Genomic DNA, 13,321 nt, shown 5'->3' with positions numbered 1-13,321 from the left:
AACATCAGACCCGGATCAGCCCGCCCCTGACCGCATAGCCGCGATAGAGCGTCCGGACATGGGGAAAGCCGCCCATATCCTGTGCCAGTCGGTTGATCGCGCCGTTGAGTTCGCGTCGGGGCGAGACGTGGAACCGCTCCAGCCATCCGAACAGCGCCCGTTTCCAGAGCGCTGGCAGTTCGTCCTGCTGGCCGAAATCCACGATCTCCAGCTTACCGCCGGGCGCCACGCAGCGCGCCGCCTGGACCAGCGCCATTTCCCATTCGGGAATCATCGACAGCGCATAGCTGATGAATACCCGCTCGAAGCTCGCCCGCCCGAACAGCGCCTGCGGATCGAAGCCGCAGGCATCGCCCTGCGCCAATGTCACCCGGTCCGCCATGCCCGCCTTGGCGACCGAGGCGCGCGCCGTATCCAGCATCGCATCGCTTATATCGACGCCATAGAGCCGCGCCTTGGGCCAGGCCTTGCCCACCGCGATCAGGTTGCGGCCGGTGCCGCAGCCAATCTCCAGCACAGCGCCGCCGGCGGGCGGATCGAGATCGGCGATCAGCCCGTCGCGGCCGAGCAGATAATATTTGCGGGTCAGGTCATAAATGTGCCGCTGGTAGCGATAGACCCCGTCCATCAGCTGCCCATGGCCGCTCATGCGTCGGCGCCCTTCAGCACATAGAGATGCACGCCGCCATAGATGGCCGAGCGGTCCCGCGCGGTATAGTCGCGCGAGGCTTCGGCCCGATAGTCCCAATGCTGCAACACATCGTCGGCGACGCGGCCGGGCAGGATGCTCGGTTCACCGGCAGTGCGGAACAGCACGCGGGCGCCGGGCTTGGCCGTCCGGGTGATCTGCGCCCAGAGCGCATTCAGCTGCTCGTCATCCATCCAGTCCTGCGCATCGAGCAGGATGTAGCGGTCGCATGATGCGGCCGGCTGGCTGGTTAGGAAGTCGGTGAAGTTGATGTGGCGCACATCGACCCGCTCGGCCCGGTCGCGCACCGCACGATGATTGGCCGCCTGCAGATAGGGCGGCAACGGCCCTTCGCCGCCTGCATAGCCACGGCCGAACGCCTGAACCGCGAAATAATTGTCCTTGAGGTCGAAGTCGCAGGCCAGTTTCTTCAGGCGCGCCTTCAGCACATTGTCCATCCGGTCGTCGCCGGCCAGCGCCTCGAACTGCGCGGGCGGGATGCCCAGGCCGAAGAGCGAAGCGGGCTGACTGGTCAGCCAGCGGACAAAGCCCTTGTCGAAGATCGGCGCCAGTTCGCGCTCGAAGATCGCCAGTTGCTCCTCGCGGCTCTGCGCGTCCAGCATCCGCTTGGGGTTCACGCCATGCAGCCGGGCCAGCAGATGGGCCGCGCCGATGAAACGGCCAAGCAGGCCATGCCTGTAGATGCCCCGCGCAAAGCCACCGATACGGCGGCGACCGGTCATGTCGCGGCCTTCCCAATAGCGGCGCGTCGCCTCATCCAGACGCGGCGCCACGATCTCGCGATAGGCGGCGATGTTCGCCTTGTCGTCCGCCCGCGCGAAGAAGCGATGGAAGGCGGCATGATCGGGCAGCGTCTGCGCCGCCATCAGCTTCAGCCGGTTGAGCGCGATATGGGCGGTGTTGAGGTCGACCGCCGTGATCTTCGCCGGATCGGCGGTCAGGTAGGACAGGACATTGCAGCCGCCCGACGCGATCGTCACCACATGGCTGTCGGGCGTGATCGCCAGCGCTTCCATGTCGACCGCCGGGTCTTCCCAGATCTGGGCATAGACCAGGCCGCGGAAGGCGAAGGTGAAGGCGCGTTCCAGCAGCCCCTGCTTCGACAGATGGCGGTGACGATGCACCGCGTTGGTGACTTTCTTGTGGGCCGATGCGGCCATGGGCGCACTCCTCGCTGCCGGGTCGTTCGGTCGGCCGATAGGGCAGGCGCGTGTCGTGCGCATGACCGCTGGGTTACGCCATGATGACGCCCCTTGCGGAACTTGGAGCACCTCTCCCATCTTCTGCATCTGATGGCGCACTGGATCGAACCCCACCCCACCGGCATCTATGTCCGCCCCGCCAATGCGTGGATCGATCCGTCGCAGCCGCAGGAACGCGCGCTCGTCACCCATGGCCATGCCGACCATGCCCGCGGCGGCCATGGCCATGTCTGGGCCACGCGCGAAACGCTGGCGATCATGGCGCTGCGCTATGGCACGGCCAGCGGCACGGCGGTCGGCTATGGCGAGGAGATCAGGCTGGGCGGCGTCACCATCCGCTATGTGCCCGCCGGCCATGTGCTGGGATCGGCGCAGATCATCCTGGATCATGCCGGCGAGCGGGTGGTGGTGACCGGCGATTACAAGCGACGCCCCGACCCCACCTGCCTGCCGTTCGAGCCGGTCCCTTGCGACATCTTCGTGACCGAGGCGACCTTCGGCCTGCCCGTTTTCCGCCACCCCGATACCGGCAGCGAGATGGACCGGCTGCTCCATGCGCTTCACGCCAATCCCGATCGCTGCGTGCTGGTCGGCGCCTATGCGCTGGGCAAGGCGCAGCGGGTGATCTGCGAATTGCGGGCGCGCGGCCATCATGACCCCATCTATATCCATGGCGCGCTCGAACGCATGTGTGCGCTCTACCAGGATTTCGGCGTCGACATGGGGAAGTTGCGCGGCGCGACTGGCGTGCCGGCCAAGGATATGCGCGGCGCGATCGTGCTGGCGCCGCCCTCCGCGCTCAACGATCGCTGGAGCCGCCGCCTGCCCGATCCGATTGCCGCCATGGCGTCAGGCTGGATGCGGGTGCGCCAGCGCGCCCGACAGCGCAATGTCGAACTGCCTTTGGTCATTTCCGACCATGCCGACTGGAACGAACTGACCGACACGATCCGCGAAGTCGCGCCCAGCGAGACCTGGATCACCCATGGCCGCGAGGAAGCCCTGCTCCACTGGTGCATGACCCACCAATATCGCGCCCGCGCACTCGCGCTGGTGGGCCGCGAGGATGAGGAGGAAGGGTGATGAATATCGCATCACCACCTCCGTTCGGTTCGAGCCTGTCGAGAACCGGTGCGCATGGGTTCTCGACAGGCTCGAACCGAACGGGACAAGACGGATGAGGCAATTTTCCCGACTGCTCGACGGCCTCGTCTACACCCGCTCGCGCAACGGCAAACTGGCGCTGATCGCCGCCTATATGCGCGAAGCGCCCGATCCCGACCGGGGTTGGGCGCTGGCCGCGCTGACCGGCAATCTCGACCTCAAGGCGGTGAAGGCGTCGGCTATCGGCGAGATGATCCGCGCCCGCACCGATCCCGTCCTGTTCGAGATGAGCCGCGACTATGTAGGCGACCTGGCCGAGACCGTCGCCCTGCTCTGGCCCCGCCCCGACAATGAACCGGCCGAACTGGACGACGGCTCGCTCAGCCTGTCCGCCGTCATCGCCCGCCTCCACAGCATCAGCCGCGCAGCCGCGCCGGATGCGCTGGCGCAGATGATGGACCATCTCGACGCATCGGGCCGCTTTGCCCTGCTGAAACTCGCCACTGGCGGGCTTCGGGTGGGAATATCCGCCCGCCTCGCCAAGACCGGCTTCGCCCAGGCCTTCGGCCTCGACGTCGATGATGTCGAACAGGTCTGGCACGCCCTCGCCCCGCCCTATATCGCCCTGTTCGACTGGGCCGAAGGCCGCAGCGCCCGCCCTGATCCGGAAGGCACGCCCTATTTCCGTCCCTTCATGCTCGCTCATCCGCTGGAGGCCGACAGCGTCGACCTCGCCGACTATGCCGCTGAGTGGAAATGGGACGGCATTCGCATCCAGATCGTCGGCACCGGTCCAAAACAGGGCGGCGAGACCCGCCTCTACAGCCGCGCGGGCGACGACATCACGGGCAGCTTCCCCGAGATCGCGCAGGCCTTCACCGGTCACGCCGTGCTGGACGGCGAATTGCTGGTGAAGGGGGAATTTCAGGGCGCCAAAGAACATGGAGGCGCTGCGGCCAGCTTCAACGCCCTGCAGCAGCGTCTCGGCCGTAAGGCAGTGAGCGCCAAGATGATGGCCGACTACCCCGCATTCGTCCGCCTCTACGACTTGCTGATCGAGGGCGACGACGACCTGCGCGCCCTGCCCTGGACCGACCGCCGCGCGCGCCTCGAAGCCTATATGGCGCAACTGTCCCCCGACCGTTTCGACCTGTCCGCCGTCATCGACGCGCCCGATTTCGCGGCGCTGGCCGACATCCGCGCCGGCGCCCGCGACGCCGCGATCGAGGGGGTCATGCTCAAGCGCCGCGACAGCCCCTATGTCGCCGGGCGCAAGGCCGCGCTCTGGTACAAATGGAAGCGCGATCCGCTAACCGCCGACTGCGTCATGATGTATGCCCAGCGCGGCCATGGCAAACGCTCCTCCTTCTATTCGGATTACACATTCGGCTGCTGGACGGAGGATGGCGAGCTTCTGCCGGTCGGCAAGGCCTATAGCGGGTTCACCGACGAGGAACTCAAATGGCTCGACCGCTTTGTCCGGGGGAATACAGTGAACCGCTTCGGCCCGGTCCGGGAGGTCGAAAAGACGCTGGTGCTGGAGGTCGCCTTCGACTCCATTCATGACAGCAAACGCCACAAGTCCGGCCTTGCCATGCGCTTCCCCCGCATCGCCCGCATCCGCAAGGACAAGCCGGCGGCCGAGGCGGATACGATCGAAGGATTGAAGCGGCTGGTGAGTTGATCCATAGGGATCAAAAGGAGAACGAGGATGACCTATGCCGGAAGCTGCCATTGCGGCGCCGTCACCTTCACGGTCGATGCCGCCCCGCCGAGCGAGGCGATGACCTGCAACTGCTCCCATTGCCGCCGCAAGGGCTTCGTCCTGACCTTCGTGCCGGTCGACCAGTTCAGCCTCGACAGCGGCGACGAGCAACTGACCGACTATCTCTTCTACAAGCATAATATCACGCATCAATTCTGCCGCACCTGCGGCACCGAGGCGTTTGCGCGCGGCAAGTCGCCCCAGGGCGAAATGCGCGCGATCAACCTGCGATGCGTGCCTGCGATCGATATTGAAGCACTGACCATCCAGAAGGTTGACGGAGCGCGCTTCTAACTCTGACTTTGCTCTGTCACGCGACGCCCCTATATGGGCGCTTTCGCGCGTCCGGCGCGACCACAGTTATGGAGCAGTTGAATTGAGCAAGGTTCTGGTCATCGGCGCAGGCGGCGTCGGGTCTGTCGCGGTCCACAAGATGGCGATGAACCCTGATATTTTCAGCCACATCACGCTAGCCAGCCGCCGCCTCATCAGCTGCGAGAAGGTCGCCGAATCGGTGAAGAAGCTGGTCGGCGTGGATATCGACGTGGCCCAGGTGGACGCCGACAATGTCGAAGAGACCATCGCCCTCATCCAGAAGGTCCAGCCCAAGCTGGTCGTGAACCTGGCGCTGCCCTATCAGGATCTGGCGATCATGGACGCGTGCCTCGCGACCAAGACCGACTATCTCGACACCGCCAATTACGAACCGCGCGACACCGCCAAGTTCGAATATAGCTGGCAGTGGGCCTATCTGGAACGCTTCAAGGAAGCCGGCATCATGGCGCTGCTGGGTTCGGGCTTCGATCCGGGCGTCACCAGCGTCTTCGCCAGCTACATCAAGAAGCATCTGCTCGACACGATCGACACGCTCGACATTCTCGACTGCAATGGCGGCGACCATGGCCAGCATTTCGCCACCAACTTCAATCCGGAAATCAACATCCGCGAAGTGACCGCCCCGTCGCGTCACTGGCTGAACGGCGAATGGGTCGAAGGCCCTGCGCTCAGCCACAAGCAGGTGTTCGACTTCGATCAGGTCGGCGAAAAGAACATGTACCTCATGTATCATGAGGAACTGGAAAGCCTCGCCACCCACTATCCCGAAATCAAGCGCATCCGCTTCTGGATGACCTTCGGCGACGCGTATCTCAAGCATCTCGAAGTGCTGCAGAATGTCGGCATGACCCGGATCGATCCGGTCATCTATAATGGCCAGGAAATCATTCCGCTGCAGTTCCTGAAGGCCGTTCTGCCCGAACCGTCGAGCCTGGGTTCGACCACCAAGGGCAAGACCAATATCGGCGACATCGCGACCGGCCAGAAGGATGGCCAGGAAAAGACCGTCTATATCTATCAGGTCTGCGACCATGAGGATGCCTATGCCGAAACCGGCAACCAGGCGGTCAGCTACACCACCGGCGTGCCGGCGATGATCGGTGCCGCCATGATGCTGACCGGCGCCTGGAAGGGTGAAGGCGTGTTCAACATCGAGCAGTTCGATCCCGATCCCTTCATGGACATGCTGAACAAGCATGGCCTGCCCTGGCAGGTGAAGGAACTGGACGCGCCGCTGGCCTTCTAAGCGACACGCGATATCACATGCCGCCCCACTCATTGGACCTCGCGTTCATAGGAGCGGGGCGGCATGTTGATCCGTGACAGCGGGATGATGGAGGGGATGGAATGCGAAAGCTGATGAGCGCCGTTCTGGCGCTTTCTCTTTTTGGAGCGCCGGTTTCTGCGCAGCAACCCGCCGATCCCTACGCCCCGGCCAAGGCCATCGTCGCTGACGTCAACCGCATCGTGACGCCGGGCGGCGTGCAGGAAAATCTGGTCGTGACCTTGGGCGGCGCGCGGCAGGCGATCAATGTGCGCGGCGCCGATCGCGCCAACCCGATCCTCATCTATGTCCATGGCGGCCCCGGCGCGGTGGAAATGCCCTTCGCCTGGTCGTTCCAGCGGCCATGGGAAGATTTTTTCACCGTCGTCCAGTGGGACCAGCGCGGCGCAGGCAAAAGCTATGCGCTCAACGATCCCAAGGCGATCGCGCCGACCATGACGCTGGATCGCTATCGCGACGACGCGATCGAACTGATCGACTATCTCAAGGCCCGCTATGGCAAGCGCAAGGTCTTCCTGCTCGGCCATAGCTGGGGCTCGGCCGTGGGCCTCTCGGTCGCGATCAAGCGGCCCGACCTGCTCTATGCCTATGTCGGCATGGGCCAGGCGATCGACTTCCGCGCCGGCGAACGCATGGGTATGGACTGGACGATCGCGAAGGCCAGGAAGGCCGGCAATGCCGAGGCCGTCAAGGCGATCAAGGCGCTCGCCCCCTATCCCGACAGCGGGCCGTTCACGATCGACAAGGCCGATGGCTGGCGCCGCTATGCCATTCCCTATGGCTCGCTGATGGCCGACCGGCCCGACCCGACGCTCTATTTCCAGACCCCGCGCCTGTCGCCCGACTATACGCCCGAAGACCGCAGGGCCTGGGGCGCAGGCAGCGAATTTTCGACCACGACCCTGTGGCCGCGCGTTGCGGACGTCAGCTTCGCCAAGGTTCACGAGATGAAGCTGCCGGTGATCATGCTGCTCGGCCGCACCGACTATACCGTGCCCTCCCCGCTCGCCGCACAGTGGATGGAACGGTTGAAAGCTCCCGCCAAGAAGACCATCTGGTTCGAGCATTCGGCCCATATGCCGATGGTCGAGGAACCCGGCCTGGTCCTCAAGGCCCTGATCAACGATGTCCGCCCGCTGGCGGATCAGGAGTAATATTTCATGGAAACCAAGGCTGGCGACCCCGCCGCTTTCGCCCATTTCGACCTGTACCGCGTCCCTTCGCCCGCCTTCGTCGTCGATGAAGCGGCGGTGCGGCGCAACCTGTCGGTGCTGCGCGATATCGGCAACCGCGCCGGCATCAAGGTGCTGGGCGCGCTCAAGGCCTTCTCCATGTGGTCGCTGGGCGGCGTGCTGGGCGAATATCTCGACGGCGTCTGCGCCTCGGGCATCTACGAGGCACGCCTCGGCCGCGAGGAATATCAGGGCGAGGTCGCAACCTATTGCGCTGCCTACAAGCCCGACGATCTCGCCGAAATCCTCAAGATTTCCGATCACGTGATCTTCAACAGCCCCGGCCAGATCGCCCGCATGAAGCCGGTGATCGACGCCGCGCGCGCAGAAGGCCGCATCTTCGACATCGGCCTGCGGATCAACCCCCTCCACCCGGAGGGCGAGGTGCCCAAATATGACCCCTCGCAGCCGCACAGTCGCCTGGGCTTCCCGATAGATCAGCTGCGCGCCGAGCATCTGGACGGGGTGGATGGCCTTCACGTCCACAATCTGTGCGAACAGGATTTCCTGCCGCTCCAGCGCACCTGGGCGGCGATCGAGCCGCATGTCATGCCCCATGTCGCCGGTCTCAAATGGCTGAACTTCGGCGGTGGTCACCATGTCACCCGCGCCGACTACCAGATCGACGACCTCGTCGCCTTCCTTCAGGCGATCAAGGCGAAGACCGGGCTTGAACTCTATATCGAGCCGGGCGAGGCGATGGCGCTCGATGCGGGCATCCTGATCGGCGAGATCCTCGACGTGATCGACAATGGCATGGCCGTCGCGATCACCGACATCAGCGCTACCTGCCACATGCCCGACGTGATCGAGGCACCCTATCGCCCCGCCATGCTGCATGAGCAGGACGAAGGTCAGGTCACGCGCCTGGGCGGTCCATCCTGCCTGGCGGGCGATATCATCGGCGATTATCGGGTGCCTGGCGGCGCCGAACCGGGCGCCCGCATCGCCTTCCTGGACCAGGCCCATTATTCGATGGTGAAGACCAACACCTTCAACGGCGTGCCCCTGCCGGCCATCTGGCTGTGGAATTCCGAGAGCGATGAACTCCGGGAAATCCGCAGCTTTTCTTATGCGGATTTCAAGAGCCGCCTGTCCTGATTCCATTCCCGATTTTGCCCGGCCGGGCGTGTGAATTTCCACGTTAATTCCGTGGAAACTATCTTTCGTCCGGCCGAAATATCCTGTCTTTTCAACGATCCATCTAGCATGACGCACGTTTCATAGCGGGCTGCGCAACAAAATTTTCATATGCGCTTTACAGGGGGGACCCCACCGCATATATCGGCCGCTCGCTGCCCCATGGGACTTCCACCGCAAGGCAGCTTTTTCGCCCTGAACTACACTGGAGGTCCCTTGAGTTGCACAAGCATCATAGCGCGCTGGGGGTAGCGACCGCCCTCACACCGGCAGCACCGGTAACGCTGATCCGTCCCGAAGCCGCAGCTCGGGCCGCCCGTTTCTTCACTGAGAAGTTTCCGGGTCGCTCGCTCTATGCAGTCAAGGCGAATCCGTCTCCTGATCTGATCCGTACGCTTTTCGATTCGGGTATCACGCATTTCGACGTGGCCTCGATCGCCGAAGTGCGTCTCGTTGCCGAAACGCTCGAAGGCAAGGCCAAGCTCTGTTTCATGCACCCGGTCAAGGCCGAGGAAGCGATCGCGGAAGCGTACCATGTCCATGGCGTGCGCACCTTCTCGCTCGACACGATCGACGAGCTGGAAAAGATCATGCGCGCCACCGGTGATGCGACCGATCTGGAGCTGTGCGTGCGTCTGCGCGTCTCGTCCGAACATTCGGAACTCAGCCTGGCGTCGAAGTTCGGCGCGGAGCTGGGCGAGACCCGCGAACTGCTGATGGCAACCCGTCAGGCCGCCGATGCGCTGGGCATCTGCTTCCATGTCGGCAGCCAGGCGATGAGCCCCCAGGCCTATAGCGATGCGATCGAGCGCGTGCGCGCCGCGATCGTGGACGCAGCCGTCACGGTCGACATCATCGATGTTGGCGGCGGCTTCCCGTCCATCTATCCGGGCATGGAGCCGGTCGCGCTCGAAAATTATTTCGAGGCGATCCATCGCGGCTTTGAAAGCCTGCCGGTCAGCTACTCGTCGGAACTGTGGTGCGAGCCCGGCCGCGCGCTGTCGGCGGAATATAGCTCGATCATCGTGCGCGTCGAACGCCGCCGTGGCCAGGAACTCTACATCAACGACGGCGCCTATGGCGCGCTGTTCGATGCCGCCCATATCGGCTGGCGCTTCCCCGTCGCCCTTCTGCGCGAGGATGAGAGCGAGGAAGAGCTGGAAGGCTTCTCGTTCTATGGCCCGACCTGCGATGACATGGACCATATGGTCGGCCCGTTCATGCTCCCGGCGGACGTGAAGGTCGGCGACTATATCGAGATCGGCATGCTCGGCGCCTATGGCGCGGCAATGCGCACCGGCTTCAACGGCTTCACGTCGGAATCGACGATCGAAGTGTCGGACGAGCCGATGGCCAGCCTCTATGCCGAAACGCTGCCGGCCCGTCGTCGCGCAACTGTCATCAAGCTCGGTTAAGACGGGCACCGCTCCCCTTTAGGAGAGGACGCCCGTCCAACGGCCCGCATAGGCCGAGGATCGAACGAAAGACTATATCCCTCGCTGCCGCCCCCTCGCAGCGAGGGATTTTCTTTGGGGCATTTTACCCCTCCACGACGGTGTGAACTTCGTAGGAAATCGCTCAGGGGCGCCGGAAAATCCCGACCAGTTCGACATGGGTCGACCAGCGGAACTGGCCGACCGGCATGACGCTGTCGAGCACATAGCCACCCGCCACCAGATGCGCGGCATCGCGGGCGAAGCTGCCCGGATTGCACGAGACATAAGCGATCAGCGGCACGGTCGACTGCGCCAGTTGCATCGCCTGTTCGCGCGCACCCGCACGCGGCGGATCGATCACCACGGCGGCAAAGCGGTTCAGTTCCTCGGGCGTCAGCGGCCGACGGAACAGGTCGCGATGATCCGCCACCATGCGCCGCTGCGCGCGGTGCCCGGCAAGCTTCAGCGACAGCACCAGATCGCGCGCGCCCTCCGCCGCATAGACCGGCCGATTGGCGCCGATCGCCAGCGCAAAGGTGCCAAGACCGCAGAACAGGTCCGCCACCGCCCCGGTCGCCGGCAGCGCATCCTGCACTGCCTTCACCAAGGCAGCCTCGCCATCGGGTGTCGCCTGCAGGAAGGAATAGGGTGGAAAGCCGACCGCTACGCCGCCAAAACTGACGGTTACCGGCTCGGGTTCCCAACGGGTTTCGGGGCCATCGCCCTGATCGATGGTCAGCCGCGCCAGTCCGTGGCCGCGCGCGAAATCGCCGAGCGCCTCGTCCGCCGCCAGCCCCTCGACCTTCACGCCTTCCAGCAGCAGGTCGACGCCCTGGTCGGTCAGCGACATGCGCACATGCGCGGCGCGCTTGTCGGGCAGACAGGTCAGCAGCATCGTCCGCAGCGGCGCGATCAGTGCAAACAGGCGCGGATCCAGTATCTCGCACATCGTCAGGTCGACCAGAACATGGCTGCCCTGCTCGGCAAAGCCGATGGTGATCCGCTTGCCCTGCCGCGCGGCGCGCAACGAGGCACGGCGACGCGTGCGCGGCGGCGAGACATGGGCCGGCAGCACCGTCTGCAGCACTACGCCCTGCCCGGCCAGCGCACCGGTCACGCGGGCGCTGACGAAATCAGCGAGGCTCGGCTCGTCGATCTGCTGCAGTTCGCAGCCACCGCAACCGGGAAAATGGACACAGGGCGCGTCGACATGATGCGGGCCAGCGATGATGCTGCCGTCGGCAGCAATCCGGTCGCCCGGTGCTACCAGCGCGAAATGCCGCCCATCGGCGGTGACGCCATCGCCCTTGGCGGCGATGCGGAGGATGAGATCATTATCTTGGGTCACAGCCGCGAGCCGATAGCGGCTGGAAGCGCGGCAAGCAAATCATCCGCGACAAAAGCCGGGCCAGCCCGTCGCGCAGCGTCCCCATGCAGCCACACCGCCTCGCACGCCGCACGGAAGGGATCGCCGGTCACGGCCAGTCGCCCGGCGGCTAGCCCCGCCAGCACATCGCCCGTTCCGGCGGTCGACAACCAGGTCGAAGCGCCCCGCGCCATCGTCACCCGGCCATCCGGCGCGGCGATCACGCTGTCCGCACCCTTGTAGACCACAACCGACCTCGCCATGCGCGCACCGGCCAGCGCCCGATCGATCTTGCTGCCCGGCAGATCGCCAAACAGCCGGACGAATTCGCCCTCATGCGGGGTCAGGATCGATCCGGCCGGGACATGGGTCTTAGCTTTGCCGGCCAACAGGGTCAGTGCATCGGCATCCAGCACCAGCGGCCGCCCGCATGCCAGCACTGCATCAAGCCGCGCCTGCGCCTCATCCTCCCGACCCAATCCCGGACCGACCAGCACGGCCGCCAGCCGAGGGTCGGAAAGAGCATCGCTCAGGACAGTGACATCCTCAATCTGCTGATGAACGATGGCATGTGGCCCGGCCTCGCAAGGCGAAGCATCATAGCGCCTCACCATGCCGGCACCGGAATGGGCCGCCGCGGCTGCCGCCAGCGCCGCCGCGCCCGGCATAAGACCGCCGACAACCCCGGCCAGACCTCGGCTATATTTATGCGCAGCGGCGACAGGGGCGCGAAGCTGCGGCGCTGCAAGCACATGCACATCCTGCGGCATGGCCAGGCCAATGTCCGCCCGCACTAGCTTTCCCATGAGGCTGGCCGCCGGTTGCAACAGATGCGCGGGCTTGAATCCGCCCAATGCGATCGTCACGTCGAACTTCGGCACCGCCGACAATAGCCGGCCATCATCCGTCCCCACCCCGCTGGGCAGATCAATCGCATAGCTGTGATTGGCATGCGCCACCAATTCGCCCAATCGGTCCGCCACCGCCGCATCCAGGCCGCGCGTCAGCCCCGTGCCGAACAGCGCGTCGACCAGTTGTGCCGCCGGCGCGGCATCGGCCAGCGCCTCTACCGGGCCGTCCCATAATGCCCTGGCCCGCTGGGCCGATGCGGTTCGGCTGTCCCCCAGGGAGGCGACCCGCACCGGCACGCCCAGTTCGCGCAATATACGAGCAATAACAAAACCATCACCACCATTATTGCCAGGACCACAGAGGATCAGCGCGTCCCGTCGATGCCCGACACGCCAGATGATCTGCGCCGCCGCCGCACCGGCTCGTTCCATCAGTTCATAGGGATCGACACCAGCATCAAACGCCGCCTGCTCGGCCGCACGGATGGCTGCTGCCGTCAATATCGGGTCGGGCACCATCAATTCGGCTTGGCCGCCACGGTAGCGGGCAGCCGATACCGGTCGGCACCGATCGTCACTTCGACCAGCCCCTTGTCGATGATAGTGAGCTTCGCGTCCTCGGCACCATCGGCTGAAACCAGGCCGCGCCCGTCCTGCACGATCCTCAGCCGCCGGAACCCGCCGTCGGGATGGCGCAGGGTCAGCATGTCGCTCTCGCGTTCGACGCCGCACGCCCGCGACCAATCGCCCTTGCCGATCGCGCAGTCGATCAAGCTTTCGTCATCGGCGATCGCCCCACTCCCGCCGCCCTTGCCGTCACATCCCGCCAGGGCCAGCCCCGCCAGCATCAGTGCGCCAGACAATCGCAGCCCCATCAGAACATCCCCTTTCGACA

The 13,321-nt window shown here is 64.8% G+C and carries 12 protein-coding genes; 7 read left to right on the top strand and 5 right to left on the bottom strand.

Features of this window, described 5'->3' with window-relative positions:
- Positions 1 to 4: 4 nt before the first annotated feature.
- Together JQK15_RS16915 and JQK15_RS16910 are read right to left on the bottom strand one after the other, a co-directional pair.
- The gene (locus JQK15_RS16915; protein WP_214866553.1) at positions 5 to 649 is read right to left on the bottom strand and encodes a class I SAM-dependent methyltransferase; all 645 of its coding nucleotides are present in this window, start codon (positions 647 to 649) and stop codon (positions 5 to 7) included.
- Positions 646 to 1,869: a BtaA family protein gene (locus tag JQK15_RS16910; RefSeq protein ID WP_214866552.1), complete on the bottom strand. Its 1,224-nt coding sequence runs from the start codon at positions 1,867 to 1,869 to the stop codon at positions 646 to 648. Before JQK15_RS16910 ends, JQK15_RS16915 begins: the two co-directional genes overlap by 4 nt.
- 132 nt (positions 1,870 to 2,001) lie before the next feature.
- Between JQK15_RS16910 and JQK15_RS16905 the strand changes: the two genes are divergently transcribed.
- From JQK15_RS16905 to JQK15_RS16875, 7 genes are all read left to right on the top strand, one after another.
- A complete protein-coding gene (locus JQK15_RS16905; RefSeq protein ID WP_214866615.1) occupies positions 2,002 to 2,994 on the top strand; it encodes a ligase-associated DNA damage response exonuclease in 993 nt (330 codons plus the stop codon).
- Between the two features lie 94 nt (positions 2,995 to 3,088).
- Positions 3,089 to 4,699 (top strand): cisplatin damage response ATP-dependent DNA ligase, encoded by a 1,611-nt coding sequence (locus tag JQK15_RS16900; protein WP_214866551.1) that lies wholly within the window; start codon positions 3,089 to 3,091, stop codon positions 4,697 to 4,699.
- A gap of 27 nt (positions 4,700 to 4,726) precedes the next feature.
- Positions 4,727 to 5,074, top strand: coding sequence for a GFA family protein (locus JQK15_RS16895; RefSeq protein WP_214866550.1), 348 nt, complete (start codon positions 4,727 to 4,729; stop codon positions 5,072 to 5,074).
- A gap of 82 nt (positions 5,075 to 5,156) precedes the next feature.
- Complete coding sequence (locus JQK15_RS16890) at positions 5,157 to 6,362, top strand: saccharopine dehydrogenase family protein (RefSeq protein ID WP_214866549.1); 1,206 nt, start codon at positions 5,157 to 5,159, stop codon at positions 6,360 to 6,362.
- Between the two features lie 101 nt (positions 6,363 to 6,463).
- Complete coding sequence (locus JQK15_RS16885) at positions 6,464 to 7,555, top strand: alpha/beta fold hydrolase (protein ID WP_214866548.1); 1,092 nt, start codon at positions 6,464 to 6,466, stop codon at positions 7,553 to 7,555.
- 6 nt (positions 7,556 to 7,561) lie between these two features.
- On the top strand, positions 7,562 to 8,734 hold the full coding sequence (locus JQK15_RS16880; RefSeq protein WP_214866547.1) for a carboxynorspermidine decarboxylase: 1,173 nt from the start codon (positions 7,562 to 7,564) through the stop codon (positions 8,732 to 8,734).
- A 260-nt stretch (positions 8,735 to 8,994) separates the two neighbouring features.
- Positions 8,995 to 10,188 (top strand): type III PLP-dependent enzyme, encoded by a 1,194-nt coding sequence (locus tag JQK15_RS16875; protein ID WP_004207266.1) that lies wholly within the window; start codon positions 8,995 to 8,997, stop codon positions 10,186 to 10,188.
- A gap of 163 nt (positions 10,189 to 10,351) precedes the next feature.
- Here JQK15_RS16875 and JQK15_RS16870 read toward each other — a convergent pair whose 3' ends face one another.
- From JQK15_RS16870 to JQK15_RS16860, 3 genes are read right to left on the bottom strand one after another with little or no spacing between them, the layout of a single operon-like run.
- A complete protein-coding gene (locus JQK15_RS16870) occupies positions 10,352 to 11,557 on the bottom strand; it encodes a class I SAM-dependent RNA methyltransferase (RefSeq protein WP_214866546.1) in 1,206 nt (401 codons plus the stop codon).
- Complete coding sequence (locus JQK15_RS16865) at positions 11,554 to 12,945, bottom strand: NAD(P)H-hydrate dehydratase (protein WP_214866545.1); 1,392 nt, start codon at positions 12,943 to 12,945, stop codon at positions 11,554 to 11,556. The genes JQK15_RS16870 and JQK15_RS16865 overlap by 4 nt, the downstream gene beginning before the upstream one ends.
- Positions 12,945 to 13,301, bottom strand: coding sequence for a hypothetical protein (locus tag JQK15_RS16860; protein WP_214866544.1), 357 nt, complete (start codon positions 13,299 to 13,301; stop codon positions 12,945 to 12,947). Before JQK15_RS16860 ends, JQK15_RS16865 begins: the two co-directional genes overlap by 1 nt.
- Positions 13,302 to 13,321: the final 20 nt, after the last annotated feature.

Origin of the sequence: Sphingobium sp. BHU LFT2 (assembly GCF_018604485.1) — a bacterium.
Taxonomy (GTDB): Bacteria; Pseudomonadota; Alphaproteobacteria; order Sphingomonadales; family Sphingomonadaceae; genus Sphingobium; species Sphingobium yanoikuyae_A.
The sequence above is the reverse complement of the archived record's forward strand: the minus strand, read 5'-3'. Positions and strand labels throughout refer to the sequence as shown.

Bases quoted from the DNA above. Each gene is read 5' to 3' on its own strand.
- JQK15_RS16915 (WP_214866553.1), bottom strand. From the start codon at position 649: ATGAGCGGCCATGGGCAGCTGATGGACGGGGTCTATCGCTACCAGCGG.
- JQK15_RS16910 (WP_214866552.1), bottom strand. From the start codon at position 1,869: ATGGCCGCATCGGCCCACAAGAAAGTCACCAACGCGGTGCATCGTCAC.
- JQK15_RS16905 (WP_214866615.1), top strand. From the start codon at position 2,002: ATGGCGCACTGGATCGAACCCCACCCCACCGGCATCTATGTCCGCCCC.
- JQK15_RS16900 (WP_214866551.1), top strand. From the start codon at position 3,089: ATGAGGCAATTTTCCCGACTGCTCGACGGCCTCGTCTACACCCGCTCG.
- JQK15_RS16895 (WP_214866550.1), top strand. From the start codon at position 4,727: ATGACCTATGCCGGAAGCTGCCATTGCGGCGCCGTCACCTTCACGGTC.
- JQK15_RS16885 (WP_214866548.1), top strand. From the start codon at position 6,464: ATGCGAAAGCTGATGAGCGCCGTTCTGGCGCTTTCTCTTTTTGGAGCG.
- JQK15_RS16880 (WP_214866547.1), top strand. From the start codon at position 7,562: ATGGAAACCAAGGCTGGCGACCCCGCCGCTTTCGCCCATTTCGACCTG.
- JQK15_RS16865 (WP_214866545.1), bottom strand. From the start codon at position 12,945: ATGGTGCCCGACCCGATATTGACGGCAGCAGCCATCCGTGCGGCCGAG.
- JQK15_RS16860 (WP_214866544.1), bottom strand. From the start codon at position 13,301: ATGGGGCTGCGATTGTCTGGCGCACTGATGCTGGCGGGGCTGGCCCTG.